Raw genomic sequence first — 20,940 nt, 5'->3', positions numbered from 1 at the left:
CCGCGCTCCTGCTCATGGTCGGAGGCGGGGACGCGGCACCGCCTCCGGGTCCCCTCAGCGTCCGTGTCAACCACACGGCCGCAGATCGCCCGGCCCGTTCAGGGCCGGGCGACGCGGCACCGCCTTCGATCCGCCCGCGGATCGAAGGCCATGAGCTCAGTGGAAGAAGTGGCGCTCGCCCGTGAAGTACATGGTCACGCCGGCGGCTTCGGCCGCGGCGATCACCTCCGCGTCGCGCATGGAGCCACCGGGCTGCACGATCGCCTTCACGCCCGCCTGCAGCAGCACCTCGGGGCCGTCCGCGAAGGGGAAGAAGGCGTCGGACGCCGCGACGGAGCCCTCCACCCGGCTGCCGGCGCGCTGCACCGCGAGGTGGCACGAGTCGACGCGGTTCACCTGGCCCATGCCGATGCCGACGGAGGCGCCTCCGGCGGCGAGCAGGATCGCGTTCGACTTGACCGAGCGCACGGCCCGCCAGGCGAAGGCGAGGTCGGCGAGCGCCGCCTCGTCCGCGGCCGGACCGGCGGCGAGCGTCCAGGTGGACGGGTCGACGACGCCGTACCGATCCGGGTCCTGCACGAGCACGCCGCCCGACACCTGCTTGAACTCGCGGGTCGGCCGCTCGAAGTCGCGCGGAAGCACGAGGATGCGCAGGTTCTTGCGCTGGCTGAGCACCGTGACGGCCTCGGACGCGTAGGAGGGGGCGACGATCACCTCGGTGAAGATGCCGGCGACGGCCTCCGCCATCCCCAGCGTGACCTCGCGGTTCGCGGCGATGACCCCGCCGAACGCGGACACCGGGTCGCAGTCGTTCGCGAGCCGGTGCGCGGCGGCGATCGGGTCGACCGCGTGGGCGGGCGCGACCGCGATGCCGCAGGGGTTCGCGTGCTTCATCACGGCGACCGCGGGCTCGTCGAAGTCGAGCACCGCGCGGACCGCCGCATCGGCGTCGACCATGTTGTTGTAGCTGAGCTCCTTGCCGTGCAGCTGCGTCGCCTGGGCGAGGCCGCGCCCGGCGGGGTCGCTCCACAGCGCCGCCGCCTGGTGCGCGTTCTCGCCGTAGCGCAGCGGGGTCTCGACGAAGCGGTACTCCCCCGAGCGCACGGTCGCGTCGGCGCCGTCCGCGAACCAGTCGGCGATGGCGCGGTCGTACTGCGCGATGCGCTCGAACGCGGTCGCGGCGAGGCGTCGGCGCAGCTCGAGCGAGGTGCCGCCCTGCGCGACGGCCTCGAGCACGCCGGCGTAGGCGTCCGGCGCCGTGACCACGGCGACGTTCGCGAAGTTCTTCGCTGCGGCGCGGACCATGGCGGGCCCGCCGATGTCGATCTGCTCGACGATCGCCTCGTCGTCGGCGCCGGAGGCGACGGTCTGCTCGAACGGGTACAGGCTCGAGACGACGAGCTCGAAGGGGCGGATGCCGAGCGAGGTCAGCTCCTCCGCGTGCTGCTCGCGCCGCAGGTCGGCGAGCAGCCCGCCGTGCACCGCGGGGTGCAGGGTCTTCACGCGGCCGTCGAGGGACTCGGGGAAGTCGGTGACCTCCGACACCTCGGTGACGGACAGGCCCGCGGCACGCAGCGTCGTCGCCGTCGAGCCGGTCGAGACGAGCTCGACGCCGGCCGCGACGAGGGAGGCGCCGAGGTCGACGAGGCCGTGCTTGTCGCTGACGGACAGCAGCGCCCGGCGCACGGGCACGACGTCGGCGTCGCCGGGGTTCACGACTCGGGCGGTGGTCACGATGCGGCCTCCAGTTCGATCCGTCCCTCCGCGATCCCCTGGATCACGTCGGCGAGCAGTCGCCGTTCGACGGGTTTGATGCGGTCGTGCAGCACGCCCTCGGTGTCGCCGGGCAGCACGGGCACGCGCTCCCTGGCGAGGATCGGGCCGGTGTCGGCGCCGTGGTCGACGAGGATCACGCTGGCACCGGTCTCGGTCGCGCCGGCGGCGAGGGCGTCGCGCACCGCGTGCGCGCCGGGGAACTCGGGAAGGTATGCGGGATGCGTGTTCAGCAGCCCGGGCCGCAGCTCGTCGACGACCCGCGGCGGCAGCAGGCGCATCAGGCCGGAGAGGACCACGACGTCCGGCGCCCAGATCCGCACCGCCTCGAGCAGCGCCTCGCCCCACGCCTCCCGGGTCGCGTACTGCGGGAACGGCACGACGAAGGAGGGGACGCCGAACTCGTCCGCGTGGACCAGGCCGCCCGCGTCGCGGTCGGCGCCGACGGCGACGACGTGGGCCGGGAAGTCCGCGTGGTCGCAGCGCTCGAGCAGGGCGCGGAGGTTGCTGCCGCCGCCCGAGATCAGCACGACGAGCCGGAGCACGCGAGCGAGCCTACTGGGGCTCGTCCACCGCCTCCGACTGCGGGGGCGGCGCCCGCACGACGGCTCCCGCGACCAGGGCCGGCAGCCCGACCAGCACCGCGGAGAGCCCCGCGACGAGCAGCGCGTCGGGACCGACGGCCGCGAACCGCCCCGGTCCGGCCGCGCCGGCGGAGGCGGCGGCGAGCACTCCTGCGCCGATCCCGGCCACGACGCCGGTCAGGGCGCCGAGCGGCACGGCGCCGGTCGCGGCACCGCGTCGGCGCACGAGCAGCACGGCGGCGAACCCGGCGACGACGGGGAGCACGAGCACGGCGGCCGCGATCGCGGGCGGGTCGACGGGCACGGCACCGAGCACGGGCAGCGCGGGCAGCGGCCCGCTGGAGCCGGCGAAGGGGCCGATCGCGGAACCGGTGCCGAGGCTCGCGCCCGCGCCGACGATCCAGGCGAGCGCCCAGACGACGAAGGTCGGCAGGGCGAGCAGCTGCGCGCAGGTGAGCACGAGGCCGCCGACCGGTCCCGCGTCCAGCGACTCGTCGAGCGCGACGACGTCGGCGAAGCGGGCCAGCAGCAGCAGGGTGAGCAGCACGGCTGCCGCGGCTACGAGCAGGAGGAGGGCGATCAGGCCGGCCCGCACCCCGTCGGGCAGCGGTCGGACGCCCGCTCGGGTCGAGCGCAGACCGACGAGGGAGGCGGCGGCGGCGAGCAGCAGGGGCAGCAAGAGCCCCTGCCAGACGACGGGTGCGGCGATCGTCGAGGTGCCGACCCGGACGAGCACGGCGGAGGCGGCGAGGACGGCGACGAGCTGGGCGGCCCAGGCGAGGGCGGGCGCGCCCGTGGCGGCGGCTCTCCGGCCGGCCCGGACCGCGCACAGCGCGGTCACGAGGGCGGGACCGAGCGCGGCCGCGGTGACGGTGAAGGCGCCGCCCGGAGCGGCGAACCGCACGTCGACGCCGTGCCCGAGCAGCCAGACGTCGGCCGCGGCCGAGGCGTAGGGCGTCCACCCCTCCGCCCGCCCGAGCCCGGCCCACGCCAGCACGGCCAGCGCGGCGAGCACCGCGAAGGGCAGCGCGACGGCGAGCAGCCCGTCGACCGCGCCCACCACGGCGGCGCCGGCCCGGCGCGATCGCGGCCGGGTCGGCTTCTCGGGGGCGACGTCGGGTGCGTCGTCGATCACGGAGGAGGCGATGCCTCGAGGCTATGCAGCCCACTCCGCGATCGATCGAGCCCCGCCGGGGTGTCCCTCTTTCACGGATACGGGGATCCGGTCGCGGACCGCCGGATCCCCGTATCCGTGAACGGAGGTCAGGCGGAGAGGATCTCGCGCATCAGGGCGGCGGTCTCGGACGGCGTCTTGCCGACCTTGACGCCGGCGGCCTCGAGGGCCTCCTTCTTCGCCTGCGCGGTGCCGGCGGAGCCGGAGACGATCGCGCCCGCGTGGCCCATCGTCTTGCCCTCGGGGGCGGTGAAGCCCGCGACGTAGCCGACGACCGGCTTGGTGACGTTCGCCTTGATGAAGTCGGCCGCGCGCTCCTCGGCGTCGCCGCCGATCTCGCCGATCATCACGATCGCCTTCGTGTCGGGGTCCGCCTCGAACGCCGCGAGGGCGTCGATGTGCGTGGTGCCGATGATCGGGTCGCCGCCGATGCCGATCGCGGTGGAGAAGCCGAGGTCCCGCAGCTCGTACATCATCTGGTAGGTCAGCGTGCCGGACTTCGAGACGAGCCCGATCGGGCCCTTGCCCGTGATGTTCGCGGGCGTGATGCCGACGAGGGACTCGCCGGGCGTGATGATGCCGGGGCAGTTCGGCCCGATGATGCGGGTCTTCCCGCCCGTCGCCTTCGCGTGCGCCCAGGCCTCCGCCGCGTCCTGCACCGGGATGCCCTCGGTGATCACGACGAGCAGCGGGATCTCGGCGTCGATCGCCTCGATCATCGCGTCCTTCGCGAACGCCGGCGGCACGAAGGCGATGGAGACGTCGGCGCCGGTCTCGGCGATGGCCTCCTTCACGGTGCCGAAGACGGGCAGCTCGACGTCGCCGTGCGTGACGGTCGTGCCGGCCTTGCGCGCGTTCACGCCGCAGACGACCTGCGTGCCGGCCTTCAGCATCAGCGCGGTGTGCTTGGTGCCCTCGCCGCCCGTGATGCCCTGGACGATGACCTTGGAGTCCTTGTTGAGGAAGATCGACATGGCTGGTCCCTTACCTACTTGCGAGCGAGCTCGGCGGCCTTGGCGGCGCCGTCGTCCATGGTCAGCGCGAGGGTGACGAGCGGGTGGGCCGCCTCCGTGAGGATGCGGCGCCCCTCCTCCACGTTGTTGCCGTCGAGGCGCACGACCAGCGGCTTCGTCGCGGCGTCGCCGAGCATGCCGAGCGCCTGCACGATGCCGTTCGCGACCGCGTCGCAGGCGGTGATCCCGCCGAAGACGTTCACGAACACGCTCTTCACCTGCGGGTCGCCGAGGATCACGTCGAGGCCGGCGGCCATCACGGCCGCGGAGGCGCCGCCGCCGATGTCGAGGAAGTTGGCCGGCTTCACGCCGCCGTGCTGCTCGCCCGCGTAGGCGACGACGTCGAGCGTCGACATCACGAGCCCGGCGCCGTTGCCGATCACGCCGACCTCGCCGTCGAGCTTCACGTAGTTCAGGTTCGAGGCCTTGGCCTTCGCCTCCAGCGGGTCCGCGGAGGCCTTGTCCTCGAGCGCCTCGTGCGCGGGGTGGCGGAAGTCGGCGTTCTCGTCGAGCGAGACCTTGCCGTCGAGCGCGACGACGTCGCCGCCGCCGGTGAGCACCAGGGGGTTCACCTCGACGAGCGTGGCGTCCTCGCCCGTGTAGACCTCGTAGAGCTTCACGAAGACGGGCGCGACCTTCTCGATCAGCTCGGCCGGGAAGTTGCCCGCCTTCGCGATCGCGGTCGCCTTCTCCAGCGTGACACCCTCGGCCGGGTCGACCTCGATGCGCGCGAGGGCCTCCGGCCGCTCGACGGCGAGCTCCTCGATCTCCATGCCGCCCTCGAAGCTGGCGAGGGAGAGGTAGGAGCGGTTGGCCCGGTCCAGCAGGACGGAGAAGTAGTACTCCTCCTTGATGTCCGCGCCGGCCGCGACCATCACCCGGTTCACGGTGTGGCCCTTGATGTCCATGCCGAGGATCGCGCGGGCGGCCGCTTCGGCGTCATCGGGCGTCTTCGCCACCTTGACGCCGCCGGCCTTGCCGCGGCCACCGACCTTCACCTGCGCCTTGACCACGGTCACGCCGCCGAGGCGCTCGGCCGCAGCCCGCGCCTGCTCGGGGGTGTCCGCGACGATGCCGGCGAGAACCGGCACCCCGTACTGCTCGAACAGGTCGCGTGCCTGGTACTCGAAGAGGTCCATGGGACGTCCACGTCTCCTTGCCGTTGAGAACCGTGCAACCCTAGCCGCCGCCTGCTCGGCGCATCATGCGCGGGCGGCGCACCGCCCGCGTTGCCACGTCAACCCTCGCCGGGATACGGTGCCGGGATGGCCCCGGAGCTGACGAGCGGGGAGGCGTCGACCTGGCGCCTCATCCAGCGCCTGTCCGACCTCGCCAACGGCGTGGTCGAGCACCAGATCCGCTCCGCCGCCGACCTGTCGTCCGCGGAGTTCGAGGTGCTGCGCTGCCTCGTGGCGGCGCCCGAGCGGCAGCTGCGGCAGAACGAGCTGGCCGCGCTGCTCGGATGGGACAAGAGCCGCCTGTCGCACCAGCTGACGCGCATGCAGCACCGCGAGCTGCTCGACCGTCGCAAGTCCGGCCGCGTCCACGCCGTCGCGGTGACGCGCATGGGCGTGCAGAAGTTCGAGCTCGCCGACAACGCCCACGTGGCCGCCGTCCGCTCCCTGCTGCGTGAGCACCTGTCGACCGCCGAGCGGGAGGCGCTCGAGCGCACGGCCGCGGAGTCCGCCGCCGAGGCCCCCGCGCCCGTCCGGCCGATCACGGCCGCGGCCCCGCCGCGCATGCTGCGCGCCCGCACCACCTGATCGATCCCGCCCCTCGGAACGTGCTCCGGATCCCTGCCGCTCCCCGGCGTCCGATGCGGCACGGATCCGGAGCAGCTCCGTCCTCGAGGCGTCAGCCGTCGGGGACGAGGCGCTTGCCGAGGCTCGTGGCGGCATCGGACGCGTAGCCGAGGCGGTCGTAGAACGCGGCCACGGCCTCGTTGCCCGACCGGATCTGCACGTTCACCTTCGGGCAGCCCAGCGCGAGCAGGCGCGACTCCGCCTCCGCCATCAGCGTGCGGCCGAGGCCGCCGCCCTGCCGGTCCGGCGCCACCGCGAGGTAGTAGACCCAGCCGCGGTGGCCGTCGTAGCCGGCCATCGCGGTGCCGATCACGGCGCCGTCCTCTTCCGCGACGAGGAACAGCTCGCGCTGCACCTGCTTCTTCCGGGCGATGTCCCGGTGCGGGTCGTTCCACGGCCGCGTGAGCCCGGCCGCCGCCCACAGCGCGACGACCGCGTCCTCGTCGTCGTCCGCGAAGGGGCGGACGGAGGCGTTCACAGCTTGACGATCGGCGCGACCTTGACGAGCAGCCGCTTGCGCCCGGCGCTGTCGAACTGCACCTCGGCGATGCGCTTCGCGGCGGTGCCGGTGATGCCCTGGACGCGGCCCTCGCCGAAGTCGTCGTGCTTCACGCGGTCGCCCACCGCGAGCTCGAGGTCGCCGTTGTCGCGCACCTTGCCCGTGACGCGGTTCGTCCACTCCGTCTTCGGCTTCTGCTGCGCCGCGCCGCCGCCGGCGGCGCCGCTGGACGACCCGCCCCAGGCGAGGCTGCCCGCCACGCGGCTGCCGCCGCCGGGGCCGGCCATGCCGGGCGACTGCTTCCACTCGATGAGCTCGGCCGGCACCTCCGCGAGGAAGCGGCTGGGGGCGGAGACGCTCGTCTCGCCGTAGCTGTTGCGCGTCATCGCGAGCGACAGGTACAGCCGCTCCCGGGCGCGGGTGATGCCGACGTAGAACAGGCGCCGCTCCTCCGCGGGGCCGCCGGGCTCGTTCGCGCTCATCCGGTGCGGCAGCAGGTCCTCCTCGATGCCGGTGAGGAAGACCGCCTTGAACTCGAGGCCCTTCGCCGTGTGCAGCGTCATGAGGGAGACGGTGCCGGACGTGTCGTCGAGCTCGTCCGCGGCCGCGACCAGCGCGGTCTCGGTGAGGAAGTCGATCAGCAGGCCGTCGGGGTTGTTCCGCTGGAACTCCTTCGTGACCGCGAGCAGCTCCTCGATGTTCTCGAGCCGCGCCTCGTCCTGCGGGTCCTTGCTGGCGCGCAGCGCGTCGACGTAGCCGCTCCTGTTCATCAGCAGCGCGAGCACGTCGAACACCGGGACGGGCGCCATGCCCTCCTCCGGCGGCGCGGTCAGCGCGGTCGCCTCGTCGAGCAGGTCGGACAGCCCGGTGATGGCCTTCGCGATCTTCGGGCCGAACCCCTGCTCCCCCGCGTGCCGCAGCGCCGCCCGGAAGGTCATCCCGTTGCGCTCCGCGAAGTTCGCGAGCTGGGTCTCGGTGACCGAGCCGATGCCGCGCTTCGGCGAGTTGAGGATGCGGCGCACGGCGAGCGCGTCGGCGGGGTTGGCGACGGCGATCAGGTACGCCATGGCGTCCTTGATCTCGGCGCGCTCGTAGAACTTCGTGCCGCCGAGGATCCGGTACGGCACGGCCGACCGGATCAGGATCTCCTCCAGCGCGCGGGTCTGCGCGTTGGTCCGGTAGAACACCGCGATCTCGCGGTACTCGGTGCCCTCGCGGTGCAGCTGCTCGATCTCGTCCGCGACGAACTGCGCCTCGTCGTGGCCGGAGTAGCCCGTGAAGCCGACGATCTTCGCGCCCGGGCCGCCGGCGGTGAACAGGTTCTTCGGCTTGCGGTCGAAGTTGTTCGCGATGACGGCGTTGGCCGCGTCGAGGATGGTCTGGGTCGAGCGGTAGTTCTGCTCGAGCAGCACGACGGTCGCGTCGCGGTAGTCCTGCTCGAACTCGATGATGTTGCGGATGTCCGCGCCGCGGAACGCGTAGATCGACTGGTCCGAGTCGCCGACGACGGTGAGCGACGCGGGCTCGATCGCCGGCGCGGGCTTCGTCAGCTCGCGGATCAGCGCGTACTGGGCGTGGTTCGTGTCCTGGTACTCGTCGACCAGGATGTGCCGGAAGCGCCGCCGGTAGGGCTCCGCAACGTGCGGGAAGGCCCGGAACAGGTACACGGTCTGCGCGATCAGGTCGTCGAAGTCGAACGCGTTCGCCGCCTGCAGCGTCCGGGAGTACTCCCGGAACATGGTGAGGAACATCGCCTCCTTCGGGTCGGCGAGGTTCACCTGCCGCGAGAAGGTCTCGGCGTCGACGAGCTCGTTCTTGAGCTTCGAGATCTTCGCGGCGACGTTCGCGACCGAGAAGCCCATCACGTCGGCCTCGTGCTGCTTGATGATCCGCTTCAGCAGCGGTCGGGAGTCCCCGGAGTCGTAGATCGTGAACCCCGAGGCGTAGCCGAACACCTCCGCCTCGCGCCGCAGGATGCGCACGCAGGCGGAGTGGAACGTCGAGATCCACATGCCGTCCGCGGCATGACCGACGAGGTGGCGCACGCGCTCCCGCATCTCGCCGGCGGCCTTGTTCGTGAACGTGATGGCCAGGATCTGGCTCGGCCAGGCCTCCCGCGTCTCGAGCAGGGAGGCGATGCGGCGGGTCAGCACGCTGGTCTTGCCCGACCCGGCGCCGGCGACGATGAGCAGCGCGGGACCGCGGTAGAGCACGGCCTCCCGCTGGCGGGGGTTCAGCCCCTCGAGCAGCGCGGACGACACCGGTACCGACGAGGGCTGCAGCAGCTGCGTCATGATGCCGTCAAGGGTAGGCGCGTGCCCCGACATCGGGGGGCCCGCACGGCGTGGCGGAGACCGGGACCGCCGCGGTCCGGGACCGCGCCGGCAGCGGCGCGGCGGGACGCGATCCATAGGAACCGCATAGCGCTCCCCCCGCTGCGGCGGGGCGGATCTTCCTACACTCGTCTCTCCGGCGCAGGACCGCGTCGGCCCAGAACAGGACAGGACTCATGGCGAACCCCGCCCTCTCCAACAATCCCGCGTTCAAGAACAACAGCACGGTGAGCGCGGAGCAGCTCCAGGAGCTGTACGAGCGCCCCGCCGCCTCCTCGGCCGACACCGGCCGGATGACCTACGAGGACACCGCGGTCAAGACCGTCGTCCTCTTCGCCGTGCTCATCGCCACGTCGGCGGTCGGCTGGTTCGTCCCCGCCCTCGCGATCGTGGGCGCCCTGGTCGGCTTCGTGCTCGCCATGGTGAACACGTTCAAGCGCGAGCCGTCGGTGCCGCTGATCGTCCTCTACGCCGCGGCGCAGGGCCTCTTCGTCGGCGGCATCTCGCAGTTCTTCAACGTGCAGTGGTCGGGCATCCCGCTGCAGGCCGCGCTGGCGACCTTCGTGACGGTCGGCGTGACGCTGGCCCTGTTCGCGAGCGGCAAGATCCGCGCCTCGGCGAAGGCCACCAAGATCTTCCTGATCGCGATGGTCTCGTACCTGGTGTTCCAGCTCGTCAACGTCGTGCTGCAGCTCACCGGCGTCGTGCAGTCGCAGTTCGGCCTGCAGAGCGGCTGGCTCGGCATCGTCATCGGCCTGCTCGTCGTGGTCATGGCCGCGTACTCGCTGGTGCTCGACTTCGACCAGATCCAGCAGGGCGTCCGTCGCGGCATCCCCGCGAAGTACGGCTGGACCGGCGCCTTCGGGATCATGGTCACCGTCATCTGGCTCTACGTGGAGTTCCTGCGGCTCATCGCGATCCTGCGAGGCAACAACTAGCCGTCGCGACCGCCTGATCGGAGGGCGCCCGGGGAGCTCCCCGGGCGCCCTTCCCGCGTTCGGGGCGCCGCCCGGTGTTCCGTGCACCGTCTCGGCGTGTCGAGCCGGACGGGGGCGGTGACGCCGGGAGCGCGACCTAGCGTGGGCGGTCCTCCTCGAAAGGCCCCCGCTCCATGCGCGTCACCGCCCTGCTCGCCCCCTTCGCCGCCCGCTGGTCCCAGCGCGTGCGGAACGAGCTCGACCTCGTCCCCCACCCCGCGGACGCCGCCCGGCAGTTCGTCGCCGGGCCGGACCCCGACCGGGTGCTCGTGCTCGGCAACGGTCCGGCCGTCGGGTTCGGCGTGCTGACGCAGGAGCTGTCGCTGCCCGGTCATCTCGCCCGCCGGCTGGCCGCCGGCACCGGTCGCGGCGCCTCCGTCGACGTGGTGGCGCGACGGGGCGTCACCGCCGCAGCGGCGCCCGCGCTGCTCGGCGAGGCGCGCACCTCCCGCTACGACGCGGTCGTGCTGTGCATCGGCGCCAGCGACGCCTACAACCTGCTCGCGGAGGAGCGGTGGCGCGCCGACCTGGGCCGCCTGCTCGACGCCGTGCGCGCCGCCACGGCGCCCGAGACGGCGATCGCCGTGCTCGCGATCCGTCCCGTCCAGCGGCCGAGCGCGGCGCTCGGGCAGGCGGGCAGCCTCGTCGACGGCCACGCCGCTCGGCTCGACCGGATCGCGCAGGAGGTGTGCGACCGACGGCACGGCGTCGTGCACGTGACCGCCGCGGGCGCGCTGCCGGAGGCCCCGCGGTCGGCCGAGGCCTACGACCGACTCGCCGGGCTGATCGCACCGGTGCTCGTCGAGCACCTCGACCGGCTGGCCGCGAGGCCCGCGCCCGCCTCCGCCAGGCCCCTGCGCGCGCAGCCGGATCCTGAGGACGAGCGGCAGGCGGCGCTCGACCGCACCGGCCTCGTCGCGGCCGGGTCGAGCCCGCGGCTGGACCGGCTGCTGCGCACCGCCCGGGACCTGTTCGGCACCACGGGGGCGGCCGTCACGCTCGTGGACGGCGACCGCGTCGTCCTCAAGTCGTCCGTCGGCATGGACCCGCACGACATCCCCCGGTCGGTGTCCCCGTGCGACCGCACCATCCGGCAGCACGGCACCACGGTGCTCGGCGACCTGCGGGGCGAGCCGATCGCCGCGGACGGCTGGCGCTTCTACGCCGGGCACCCCCTCGAGTCCCCCGACGGCTACCGCATCGGCGCGCTCTGCCTGCTGGACACCCGGCCGCACGAGCCGCACGGCGTCGACCGCGTCGCCCTCGCGGAGGCCGCTGCCCGCATCGAGGCGCAGCTCTGGGCCGAGGTCGCCGCGCAGATGGAGCACGACGCCGCCGCGGAGCAGCCGCGGCAGCGCCTCGCCGCCTCCTGACCCCGCCGGGTCAGAAGGCGGTCACTCCCACTCGATCGTCCCCGGCGGCTTCGAGGTGACGTCGAGCACGACGCGGTTCACCTCGGCCACCTCGTTCGTGATGCGGTTCGACACCTTCGCCAGCAGGTCGTAGGGCACCCGCGTCCAGTCGGCGGTCATCGCGTCCTCGCTGGACACGGGGCGCAGCACGATCGGGTGCCCGTAGGTGCGGCCGTCGCCCTGCACGCCGACGCTGCGGACGTCCGCGAGCAGCACGACCGGGCACTGCCAGATCTCGCCGTCGAGGCCCGCGGCCGACAGCTCCTCGCGCACGATCGCGTCCGCGCGGCGCAGCGTCGCCAACCGGTCGCGGGTGACGCTGCCGACGATGCGGATCCCGAGGCCGGGGCCCGGGAACGGCTGACGGCCGACAATCACCTCGGGCAGCCCGAGTTCGCGGCCGATCGCCCGCACCTCGTCCTTGAACAGGGTGCGCAGCGGCTCGACGAGCGCGAACTCGAGGTCCTCCGGCAGCCCGCCGACGTTGTGGTGGCTCTTGATGTTCGCGGTGCCGCTGCCGCCGCCCGACTCGACGACGTCGGGGTAGAGCGTGCCCTGCACGAGGAAGCCGACCTTGCCGCCCTCCTCCTTCGCCTGCTCGACGACGTCCGCCGCCGCCCGCTCGAAGGCGCGGATGAACTCGCGGCCGATGATCTTCCGCTTGGTCTCGGGGTCGGAGACGCCCTCGAGCGCGTCGAGGAACACGTCGACGGCGTCGACGACGACGAGGTTGACGCCGGTCGCCGCGACGTAGTCCCGCTCGACCTGCTCCGCCTCCCCCTCGCGCAGCAGCCCGTGGTCGACGAAGACGCAGGTGAGCCGGTCGCCGACCGCGCGCTGCACGAGCGCCGCGGCGACCGCGGAGTCGACGCCGCCCGAGAGGCCGCAGATCACGCGGGCGTCGCCGACCTGCGCCCGGATGCGCTCGACCTGCTCCGCGATGACGTTGCCCGGGTTCCAATCCGCGGGGATCCCCGCGGCGTCGTGCAGGAAGCTCTCGATGACCTGCTGCCCGTGGACGCTGTGCTTCACCTCGGGGTGCCACTGCACGCCGTACATGCGGCGCTCGTCGCTCGCGAACGCCGCGACCGGGGTCGAGTCGCTGCTGGCGAGCACGCGGAACCCCTCCGGCGCCTCGGAGACCGAGTCGCCGTGGCTCATCCACACGACCTGGTCGCCCGGCTGGCCCGCCACGAGCGGGGCGTCCTCGCCGGCGGCCTCGGCGGACAGGCGCACCGCGGTGGAGCCGTACTCCCGCCGGCCCGTGTGGGCGACGGTGCCGCCGAGCTGCTGCGCCATCACCTGGAAGCCGTAGCAGATGCCGAGCACCGGCACCCCGAGCTCGAGGATGCCCGGGTCGAGGGCCGGGGCGCCCTCCTCGTACACGCTGGAGGGCCCGCCGGACAGGACGATGCCGGAGGGCTTCCGCGCCTTGATCTCCTCGGCGGTGACGCCGTGGGGGACGATCTCGGAGTAGACGCCGGCCTCGCGCACGCGGCGCGCGATCAGCTGCGCGTACTGGGCGCCGAAGTCCACGACGAGGACGGGGTTGGCCTCCCCGGGCGGACGCGCAGGAACGGCGGAGGGAGCGGATTCGGGCGGGGTGCTCGTCACCCCGCCAAGCGTACGGACCGCGGAGGCGCTCCGGCGTCGCGCGACGACCGAGTAAGGGTCGAGCGCACCCGAAGTGCTACGCTCGCGCCCACCACTTCGTGTCGAGTCGACCTTTAGGGGGTCCGGTGCCCGAGCAGCCCGTCACCGTCGCCGTGTCCACGGTGATCTTCGGGCTGCGCGAGCACGACGGCGAGCAGGCGCTGCACCTCCCGCTCGTGCAGCGCGTGCGGGAGCCGCACCTCGGGCGCTGGGCGCTGCCGGGCGGTCCGCTGCGCGCCGACGAGTCCCTCCGCGACGCCGCGCGGCGGAACCTCGCGGACACGACCGGGCTGAACCCGGCCCACCTCGAGCAGCTGTACACGTTCGGCGCCGTCGACCGCGGCGCCGCCGACCGCGTGGTCTCGGTCGTCTACTGGGCGCTCGTGCGCACCGAGGAGGCCGCGCTCACCCGCGACGACCCGCACGTCGCCTGGTACCCGGCGCACGCGCTGCCGCCGCTGGCCTTCGACCACGAGGAGATCGTCGGCTGGGCGGTCAAGCGCCTGAAGGCGAAGCTCGAGTACACGCACCTGTCCCACGCGCTGCTGCCCGACGAATTCACGCTCGGCCAGCTGCGGGAGGTGCACGAGGCGATCCTCGGGCGCCGCCTCGACCCCGCGAACTTCCGGCGCCGCGTCGAGGCGACCGGCACCGTCGCGCCCACCGGCGCGCACCAGGCCGGCGTGCGCCACCGCCCGCCCGCGCTCTACCGCTCCACCGCACGAGAGGAACTGCTCACATGACCGCCCTCGACCACGGCGCCCCGCCGACCGCACCGCCCGCACCGAACGGCATCGAGGCGAACGGCCTCAACGTCATCGCCGAGTCCGAGCGGAAGGGCCGCGCCCGCGACCTGTTCTGGCCCTGGTTCGGCGCGAACGTCTCGGTGCTCGGCCTCAGCTACGGCTCGTTCGTCCTCGGGTTCGGCATCACCTTCCTCCAGGCGACCGTCGTCGCGCTCATCGGCATCGTCGTGTCCTTCGCGCTCTGCGGGATCGTCGCCCTCGCGGGCCGCCGCGGCTCGGCGCCGACCATGCTGCTCAGCCGCGCCGCCTTCGGCGTGCACGGCAACCGGCTCGCCGCGGTGATCTCCTGGGTCCTGCTCGTCGGGTGGGAGACCGCGCTCACCTCGCTCGCGGTGCTCGCGACGTCGACGGTCTTCGGCGAGCTCGGCATCGACCTCGGGCCCTTCACGAAGATCGTCGCGCTGATCGTCGTCGCGGCGCTCACCGTCGGCGGCGGCATCGCGGGCTTCGACGCGATCATGCGGATGCAGAAGTGGATCACCGTGATCACCGGCGTCCTGACCGTCGTGTACATCGCGCTGACCGCCGGCTCCATCGACCTCGGCGCCGTGGCGAAGCTGCCCTCCGGCGACGCGACGGCACTGATCGGCGCGCTCGTGTTCGTGATGACCGGCTTCGGCCTCGGCTGGGTGAACGCGGCCGCGGACTACTCGCGGTACCTGCCGCGCAGCACCCGCGGCGGCGGCGTCTTCGGCTGGACCACGTTCGGCGGCGCGGTCGCGCCGATCGTCCTGGTGGTCTTCGGGCTGCTGCTCGCGGGCTCGTCGCCGAAGCTGTCGTCGGCCATCGGCGCCGACCCGATCGGCGCGCTCACGAGCCTCCTCCCGACCTGGTTCCTCGTCCCCTTCGCGATCGTCGCGATCCTCGGCCTCGTCGGCGGCAGCGTGCTGAACATCTACTCGAGCGGCCTCGCGCTGCTGTCCGCCGGCGTCCGGGTGCCGCGCTACGTCGCCGCCGGCATCGACGGCGTGCTCGTCATCGCGGGCACGATCTACGTCGCGTTCTTCGCGAACGACTTCGTCGGCCCGTTCCAGGCGTTCCTCATCACCCTCGGCGTGCCGATCGCGGCCTGGTGCGGCGTCTTCATCGGCGACGTCGCGCTGCGGAGGAGGGCGTACGCGGACGCGGAGCTGCTCGACCGGCACGGCCGGTACGGCTCGATCCGCCCCTCCGCGGTGCTGCTCGTGATCGTCGGCACCGTGCTCGGCTGGGGCCTCGTCGTCAACGGCACGGCCGGCTTCACCTGGCAGGGCTACCTGCTCGGTCCCCTCGGCGGCCGCGAGGGCGCCTGGGCGTACGCGAACCTCGGCGTGCTGCTCGCGCTCGTGCTCGGGTTCGTCGGCACGGTGGTCCTGACCCGCGGCGCGGTCCGCCGGCAGGAGTCCCTCCCGCTGCCCGAGGCGCGATGAGCGACGACGCCCGCCTCGTCGTCGTCGACATGCAGCGGGTCTTCGCCGACGCGGACAGCGCCTGGGCCACGCCCGGGTACGCGGCCGCGTCGGCGGGCGTCCGCCGCCTGCTGCCCGCGTTCACCGGCCGCACCGTCTACACGCGGTTCGTCGCGCCCGAGCACCCGGTCGGCGCCTGGGCGCCCTACTACCGGGACTGGGCGGACCAGCTGCGGCCGCCGACCGACCCGCTGTGGGACCTGACCGCCGAGTTCGCGCCCGGCGACGCGCCGATCGTCACCGCGACCACCTTCGGCAAGTGGGGCCCGGACCTCGCGGCGGCGACCGGCGGCGCGGAGCACCTCGTGGTGACCGGCGTCTCCACCGACTGCTGCGTGCTCTCGACCGCGCTCGCCGCCGCGGACGCGGGCCGCTTCGTCACGGTGCCCGAGGACGCCTGCGCGGGGCTGTCGGAGGCGGACCACCGGCGGGCCCTCGACGCGATGGCGCTCTACGGCCCGCTGATCACCATCAGCAGCGTCGACGACGTGCTCAGCAGAATGGGGGCATGAGCAGGAGGGACCGCGCGCTCGGGGCGCTCACCGGCCTCGCGATCGGCGACGCGCTCGGCATGCCGACGCAGACGCTGCCGCGCGAGGCCGTGCTCGCGTCCGGCGGGGTGACGGGCTTCCGCGCGGCGGCGCCGGACCACCCGCTCGCGCACGGGCTGCCGGCCGGGCACGTGACCGACGACACCGAGCAGGCGCTGCTGCTGGCGGACGTGCTGATCGCGGGTCGCGGCCGCGTCGATCCTGCGGACCTCGCGGAGCGCCTCGAGCGCTGGGAGGACGACGCCCGCGCCCGCGGCTCGCTCGACCTGCTCGGCCCGTCCACCCGCTCGGCGATCCGCGCGGTGCGGGAGGGGACGCCGCCGCAGCTCGCGGGGGCGAACGGCATGACGAACGGCGCCGCGATGCGCATCGCGCCGGTCGGTCTGGCGTGCCCCGCGACCGACCTCGGCGTGCTCGTCGACGCGGTGGAGGAGGCGTGCCTCGTCAGCCACGCCACCTCCGTCGCGATCGCCGGCGCGGCCGCGGTCGCCGCCGCGGTCAGCGCCGGCGTCGACGGCCTGGGCACCGCGACGTCGGTCGCGCTCGGCATCGCGGCGGCGCGCGCGGGCGCCCGGCGCGGCCGCTGGGTGGCGGGCGCGGACGTGGCCGCGCGGATCGCCTGGAGCACGGAGCTCGCCGGGCGGCACGACGTGGTCGTCGCGACCGATCGCGTGGTGTCGCTGATCGGCACGAGCCTCGCGACGCAGGAGTCGGTGCCCGCGGCGTTCGCCATGCTGCTGCTGCACCCCGACGACCCGTGGGCCGCGTGCTGCGCCGCCGCCTCGCTCGGCGGCGACTCGGACACGATCGCGGCGATGACGGGCGCCATGGCCGGCGCGATCCACGGGGTCGGGGCCTTCCCCGCCGAGGCGGTCGCGACGGTGCAGCGGGTGAACGACCTGCGGCTCGACGAGCGGGTGGACGCCCTGCTGGCGCTGCGATGACCGGCCGCGTCGTCAGCACGGGGAACGCCCTGGTCGACGTCGTCGCCGCGGTGCCGCACCTGCCCGACCGGGGCTCGGACGTGCTGGCGACGGGCGGGCGGCTCGAGGTCGGCGGCGGCGGGTACCGCGCCCTCGTCGCCGCCCGGGCAGCGGGGGCGGAGGCCCTGTTCGCCGGCCGCATCGGCATCGGGCCGCTCGGCGACCTGGTGCGCGCCGCGCTCCGCGGCGCCGGGATCCCGGCGCCGCTGCCGCCGGTGCCCGGCTCCGACTCCGGCTTCGTCCTCACGTCCGTTGAGCCCGACGGCGAGCGCACCTTCACGACCGTGCCCGGTGCGGAGTCGACCGCGCCCGCACTCGAGGGCTTCTCGATCGCGGCGGGGGACGTCGTGCACGTGCACGGCTACGGCCTGGTCGCGCCGGAGCGCGGGGCTCCGCTGGTCGACTTCGTCCTCGGGCTGCCGGCGGACGCGGTCGTGCTGCTCGACCCGGGCCCATTCGGCGCCGACGCCCCCTCCGTCCTGCTCGCCCGGCTGCTGCCGCGCATCGACTGGTGGAGCGGCAACACCGATGAGGCGCGCGCGGCCACGGGCCTCGGCGATCCGGCCGAGGCCGCCCGGCTGCTCGCGGCGACCGCGCGACGGGGCGCGGTCGTGCGGCAGGGCGCCGACGGCTGCCTGGTCGCGCTCCGCGGCGGCGAGGTCGCGGCGCTGCCGGCGCCGCCGGTCGTCGCCGTCGACTCGAACGGGGCGGGCGACACGCACGTCGGCACGTTCCTCGCGGCCCTGGCGGCCGGCACGGCGCCGCTCGATGCGGCCGCGCAGGCCAACGAGGCGGCCGCCCGCTTCGTCGCGACGCCCCGCTGACCCGCTGGCTCCGCGCGCCGGCCGAGAGCACGACAGCGGGAGCGTCCGAGCACGTCAGCAGGACGGAACGACGTCAGCAGGACGCAGAGACCCGAATCGTCCTGCTGACGTCGAATCGTCCTGCTGAAGCGCTCCGGACGGAGGTCAGGCCGGGAAGGGGGTCGCCGTGCGCTCGCGCTGGGCGAGGTACGAGCGGACCTCGCGCTTGACGCGGCCCTCCATGATGAACGAGAGCAGCGGCACGACGCCGCCGGCCGCGATCAGGATGAACCGCGTGATCGGGTACCGCATCACGGTGATCAGCACGAAGTCGCTGATGAGGTAGGCGATGAACAGGTACCCGTGCGCGATGAGGACGGCGAGGCTCAGGTTGAAGCCGCCGACCGCGCGCACCTGCTCGGGCTGCACGAGCGCGACCGGGCCGAGCGCCCCGCCCACCACGATCTCCGAGCCGAAGACGTAGCGCAGCAGCACCTCGGCGCAGACGAGCAGCAGGAAGGTGCCCGTCGCGTACGCGAAGACCTTGTAGAAGAGCAGGCTGCGCCGGATCGTGGGGAAGTCCCGCGTCGGCGGGACTCGAAGAGGGCTCCAGGGCACGAGCACCGATCGTAAGCGCTTTTTCTACACGTCGTGGTGGAGCTCGTCGTCCGCGATCGCGACCGCCTGGTCCTGCTCCCAGCGGTCGCGCACTAGGCGGTACCAGACGTAGAACGCGGCGACCGCGAACAGCGCCCACTCCGCCGCGTAGAGCAGGTTGAGCAGGTTCAGCTCGACGTCGCCGCCGGGCTTCGGGGAGTAGATCTCCTCGAGGCCGGCCGGCGCCTGCTCCAGCGTGAGCACGCCCTCGTAGGTCGGGGCGGTCACGTCCTGCGTCCACACGTTCACGAGCCGCGCGGTCGACACCGCGGTCAGCGCGGCCGGATCGCCGGAGGTGGAGGGCTCTGCCGGGTCGCTGTCCACGTACCGGCCGACCAGCGGCCCGTCGGTCGCAGGAGCGGCCTCGATCCGCTCCGCGGCGGCCCGCGCCTCCTGCTCCGTCGGCGCCCAGCCGAGGCCGACCGCGAGCGACGCGCCCTCCGGATCGTCGACGACGGCGTGGCCGACGACCCACCAGCCGCGCTTCCCGTCGTTGAGCCGGTCGCCCGCGATGACGGTGTCGGCGGGCAGCAGCCGGCCGCGGGCGCTGACCCGCTGACCGACCGATGCGTCCGTCTGCTGCTGCGCGGGCTGCGCGATGCTCGACAGCGCCACGCTGCGCTCCGTGGGCCGCTCGACCACCGTGCCCTGCTGGATCGCGCGGGAGATCTGCCACTGCCCGAGCGCCGCGAACAGCCCGGCGATCACGAGCGCGAGCAGCAGCAGGCCGATGGCCCTCGGCGTGCGGAACTCCGCCCGCAGGCTCCGGGTCGGAGCCTGCGCGGGCGGGGCGTCCGTCATACGGCCTGCACGATCTCCGGCGCCTCGAGCCGCACGCGGTCCGCCGACTCGTCGTCGGGCATCGTCTGGCTCTCGCGCTCGGCGCGCACCCGCTCGAGGTAGGTGTCGACCTCGAGCTGCTCGTGCTCGGCGTCCCAGCCCAGCACCTCCGCCATCAGGGCCGCGGCGACGGGCGCCGCGGACACGCCCCGGTCCCACGCCTCGATGGAGATGCGGGTGCGGCGGGCGAGCACGTCGTCCAGGTGCAGGGCGCCCTCGTGCGTCGTCGCGTACACGATCTCGGCCTGCAGGTAGTCGTCCGCGCCCGGCACCGGCGCCGCGAGCGCGGGACGCTCGGCGATCAGCGCGAGCACCTCCTCCGCCAGGGTGCCGAAGCGGTTGAGCAGGTGCTCGATGCGGGCCGGGTGCAGCCCCGTGCGGGCGGCGATGGCGGCGCGCTGGTTCCACGCCGCCTGGTAGCCCGCGCCGCCGACGAGCGCGATGTCCTCGGTGACCGACCCGGGCACGCGGCCGTCGAGCGCGCTCGCCGCGGCGTCGATCGCGTCCTTCGCCATCACGCGGTAGGTGGTCCACTTGCCGCCCGCGATCACGACGAGCCCCGGCACCGTGTGGGTGACGATGTGCTCGCGCGACAGCTGGCTGGTCTGCTCGCTCTCGCCGGCGAGCAGCGGCCGCAGGCCGGCGTACACGCCCTCCACGTCCTCCCGCGTCAGCGGGGTCGCGAGGACCTCGTTCACGTGGTCGAGGATGTAGTCGATGTCGTGCGCGGTCGCGGCGGGGTGCGCCTTGTTCAGCTCGTACTCGGTGTCGGTGGTGCCGACCAGCCAGTGGCGGCCCCACGGGATCACGAAGAGCACGCTCTTCTCGGTGCGCAGGATCATGCCCATCGTCGACTGGATGCGGTCGCGGGGCACGACGAGGTGCACGCCCTTCGAGGCGCGGACGTGGAACCCGCCCCGCTCCCCCACGAGCCGCTGCGTGTCGTCGGTCCAGACGCCCGTCGCGTTCACGACCTGCTTCGCCTTGATCTGGAACCGCTCGCCGGTCTCGAGGTCGATGGCGTCGACCCCGACCACGCGCTCACCGACCTTGACGAAGCCCTCGACGCGGACCCGCGTCGCCACGTGGGCGCCGTAGCGGGCAGCCGTGCGAGCGACCATCGTGCCGTAGCGCGCGTCGTCGACCTGCGCGTCGTAGTAGGTCATCCCGCCGACCATCGCGCCCTTCTTCAGCGAGGGGATGGCGCGGTACAGCTGACGGCGGGAGAGGTGCCGGTGGTGCGGGACGCCCGGAGGGCGGCCGCCGGTCCAGCTGAAGGCGTCGTACATCAGCATGCCAGCGCCGATGTAGAAGCGCTCCCACACGCGGTGCGTGAGGGGGAAGAGGAACTTGACGGGCTTGACCAGGTGCGGCGCGATGCGCTGCAGCAGCAGGCCGCGCTCGATGAGCGCCTCGCGCACCAGCGTGAAGTTCAGCTGCTCGAGGTAGCGGATGCCGCCGTGGACCAGCTTCGACGAGCGGCTCGACGTGCCCGCCGACCAGTCCCGCGCCTCCACGAGCCCCACCGTCAGGCCGCGGGTCACGGCGTCGAGCGCCGACCCGGCGCCCACGATGCCACCGCCCACGACCAGGACGTCGAGCTCCTGATCCCGCATCGCGCGGATCGCCGCG

19 protein-coding genes are annotated in these 20,940 nt (G+C 73.7%); 8 read left to right on the top strand and 11 right to left on the bottom strand.

Annotation, left to right across the window (positions count from 1 at the left end):
- Nucleotides 1-156 precede the first annotated feature (156 nt).
- The 5 genes from purH to sucC all read right to left on the bottom strand — a co-directional run bounded on the left by purH (nucleotide 157) and on the right by sucC (nucleotide 5,683).
- Nucleotides 157-1,734 carry a bifunctional phosphoribosylaminoimidazolecarboxamide formyltransferase/IMP cyclohydrolase gene (gene purH, locus ABEA53_RS11815; protein WP_345481374.1) on the bottom strand — a complete coding sequence of 526 codons (1,578 nt, stop codon included), beginning with the start codon at nucleotides 1,732-1,734 and terminating at the stop codon, nucleotides 157-159.
- Nucleotides 1,731-2,318: a phosphoribosylglycinamide formyltransferase gene (gene purN / locus ABEA53_RS11810; RefSeq protein ID WP_345481373.1), complete on the bottom strand. Its 588-nt coding sequence runs from the start codon at nucleotides 2,316-2,318 to the stop codon at nucleotides 1,731-1,733. Before purN ends, purH begins: the two co-directional genes overlap by 4 nt.
- A 10-nt stretch (nucleotides 2,319-2,328) precedes the next feature.
- The gene (locus ABEA53_RS11805) at nucleotides 2,329-3,492 is read right to left on the bottom strand and encodes a cell division protein PerM (RefSeq protein ID WP_345481372.1); all 1,164 of its coding nucleotides are present in this window, start codon (nucleotides 3,490-3,492) and stop codon (nucleotides 2,329-2,331) included.
- Nucleotides 3,493-3,620: 128 nt separating this feature from the next.
- Nucleotides 3,621-4,505 carry a succinate--CoA ligase subunit alpha gene (gene sucD / locus ABEA53_RS11800; RefSeq protein ID WP_345481371.1) on the bottom strand — a complete coding sequence of 295 codons (885 nt, stop codon included), beginning with the start codon at nucleotides 4,503-4,505 and terminating at the stop codon, nucleotides 3,621-3,623.
- Between the two features lie 14 nt (nucleotides 4,506-4,519).
- A complete protein-coding gene (gene sucC / locus ABEA53_RS11795; protein ID WP_345481370.1) occupies nucleotides 4,520-5,683 on the bottom strand; it encodes an ADP-forming succinate--CoA ligase subunit beta in 1,164 nt (387 codons plus the stop codon).
- 126 nt (nucleotides 5,684-5,809) lie between these two features.
- On the opposite strand from sucC, the gene ABEA53_RS11790 reads away from it, so the two are divergent.
- Entirely contained in the window at nucleotides 5,810-6,307 is a 498-nt protein-coding gene (locus ABEA53_RS11790; protein WP_345481369.1) for a MarR family winged helix-turn-helix transcriptional regulator, read from the top strand.
- Between the two features lie 91 nt (nucleotides 6,308-6,398).
- Here ABEA53_RS11790 and ABEA53_RS11785 read toward each other — a convergent pair whose 3' ends face one another.
- Together ABEA53_RS11785 and ABEA53_RS11780 are read right to left on the bottom strand one after the other, a co-directional pair.
- Nucleotides 6,399-6,824 (bottom strand): GNAT family acetyltransferase, encoded by a 426-nt coding sequence (locus ABEA53_RS11785; protein WP_345481368.1) that lies wholly within the window; start codon nucleotides 6,822-6,824, stop codon nucleotides 6,399-6,401.
- A complete protein-coding gene (locus tag ABEA53_RS11780; protein WP_345481367.1) occupies nucleotides 6,821-9,139 on the bottom strand; it encodes an ATP-dependent helicase in 2,319 nt (772 codons plus the stop codon). Before ABEA53_RS11780 ends, ABEA53_RS11785 begins: the two co-directional genes overlap by 4 nt.
- A gap of 215 nt (nucleotides 9,140-9,354) precedes the next feature.
- Here ABEA53_RS11780 and ABEA53_RS11775 point away from each other — a divergent pair, with 215 nt between their 5' ends.
- A complete protein-coding gene (locus tag ABEA53_RS11775; RefSeq protein WP_345481366.1) occupies nucleotides 9,355-10,116 on the top strand; it encodes a Bax inhibitor-1/YccA family protein in 762 nt (253 codons plus the stop codon).
- Nucleotides 10,117-10,289: 173 nt separating this feature from the next.
- Nucleotides 10,290-11,528 (top strand): GDSL-type esterase/lipase family protein, encoded by a 1,239-nt coding sequence (locus tag ABEA53_RS11770; protein WP_345481365.1) that lies wholly within the window; start codon nucleotides 10,290-10,292, stop codon nucleotides 11,526-11,528.
- A gap of 21 nt (nucleotides 11,529-11,549) precedes the next feature.
- Here the strand turns inward: ABEA53_RS11770 and guaA are convergent, their stop codons facing one another.
- Entirely contained in the window at nucleotides 11,550-13,181 is a 1,632-nt protein-coding gene (gene guaA, locus ABEA53_RS11765; RefSeq protein WP_345481364.1) for a glutamine-hydrolyzing GMP synthase, read from the bottom strand.
- A 125-nt stretch (nucleotides 13,182-13,306) separates the two neighbouring features.
- Between guaA and ABEA53_RS11760 the strand changes: the two genes are divergently transcribed.
- Genes ABEA53_RS11760 through ABEA53_RS11740 form a run of 5 tightly spaced genes read left to right on the top strand, consistent with a single transcriptional unit; the run spans nucleotide 13,307 to nucleotide 17,832 of the window.
- Complete coding sequence (locus ABEA53_RS11760; protein ID WP_345481363.1) at nucleotides 13,307-13,963, top strand: NUDIX hydrolase; 657 nt, start codon at nucleotides 13,307-13,309, stop codon at nucleotides 13,961-13,963.
- Nucleotides 13,960-15,435: a purine-cytosine permease family protein gene (locus ABEA53_RS11755; RefSeq protein ID WP_345481362.1), complete on the top strand. Its 1,476-nt coding sequence runs from the start codon at nucleotides 13,960-13,962 to the stop codon at nucleotides 15,433-15,435. Before ABEA53_RS11760 ends, ABEA53_RS11755 begins: the two co-directional genes overlap by 4 nt.
- Nucleotides 15,432-15,986 carry a cysteine hydrolase family protein gene (locus ABEA53_RS11750; protein ID WP_345481361.1) on the top strand — a complete coding sequence of 185 codons (555 nt, stop codon included), beginning with the start codon at nucleotides 15,432-15,434 and terminating at the stop codon, nucleotides 15,984-15,986. The genes ABEA53_RS11755 and ABEA53_RS11750 overlap by 4 nt, the downstream gene beginning before the upstream one ends.
- Entirely contained in the window at nucleotides 15,983-16,969 is a 987-nt protein-coding gene (locus ABEA53_RS11745; RefSeq protein ID WP_345481360.1) for an ADP-ribosylglycohydrolase family protein, read from the top strand. Before ABEA53_RS11750 ends, ABEA53_RS11745 begins: the two co-directional genes overlap by 4 nt.
- Nucleotides 16,966-17,832 (top strand): PfkB family carbohydrate kinase, encoded by an 867-nt coding sequence (locus ABEA53_RS11740; protein WP_345481358.1) that lies wholly within the window; start codon nucleotides 16,966-16,968, stop codon nucleotides 17,830-17,832. The genes ABEA53_RS11745 and ABEA53_RS11740 overlap by 4 nt, the downstream gene beginning before the upstream one ends.
- 144 nt (nucleotides 17,833-17,976) lie before the next feature.
- On the opposite strand, the gene ABEA53_RS11735 is transcribed toward ABEA53_RS11740, so the two are convergent.
- The 3 genes from ABEA53_RS11735 to ABEA53_RS11725 are packed head-to-tail and all read right to left on the bottom strand — an operon-like array spanning nucleotide 17,977 to nucleotide 20,924.
- The gene (locus ABEA53_RS11735; RefSeq protein ID WP_345481357.1) at nucleotides 17,977-18,429 is read right to left on the bottom strand and encodes a DUF3817 domain-containing protein; all 453 of its coding nucleotides are present in this window, start codon (nucleotides 18,427-18,429) and stop codon (nucleotides 17,977-17,979) included.
- A gap of 24 nt (nucleotides 18,430-18,453) precedes the next feature.
- On the bottom strand, nucleotides 18,454-19,269 hold the full coding sequence (locus ABEA53_RS11730; RefSeq protein WP_345481356.1) for an SURF1 family protein: 816 nt from the start codon (nucleotides 19,267-19,269) through the stop codon (nucleotides 18,454-18,456).
- Nucleotides 19,266-20,924, bottom strand: a complete 1,659-nt coding sequence (locus ABEA53_RS11725; RefSeq protein WP_345481492.1) for a glycerol-3-phosphate dehydrogenase/oxidase — start codon at nucleotides 20,922-20,924, stop codon at nucleotides 19,266-19,268. The genes ABEA53_RS11730 and ABEA53_RS11725 overlap by 4 nt, the downstream gene beginning before the upstream one ends.
- Nucleotides 20,925-20,940: the final 16 nt, after the last annotated feature.

The sequence above is a fragment of the Amnibacterium soli genome (genome assembly GCF_039544415.1).
GTDB classification, from domain to species: domain Bacteria; phylum Actinomycetota; class Actinomycetes; order Actinomycetales; family Microbacteriaceae; genus Amnibacterium; species Amnibacterium soli.
This window is presented reverse-complemented; position numbering and strand designations above follow the sequence as displayed.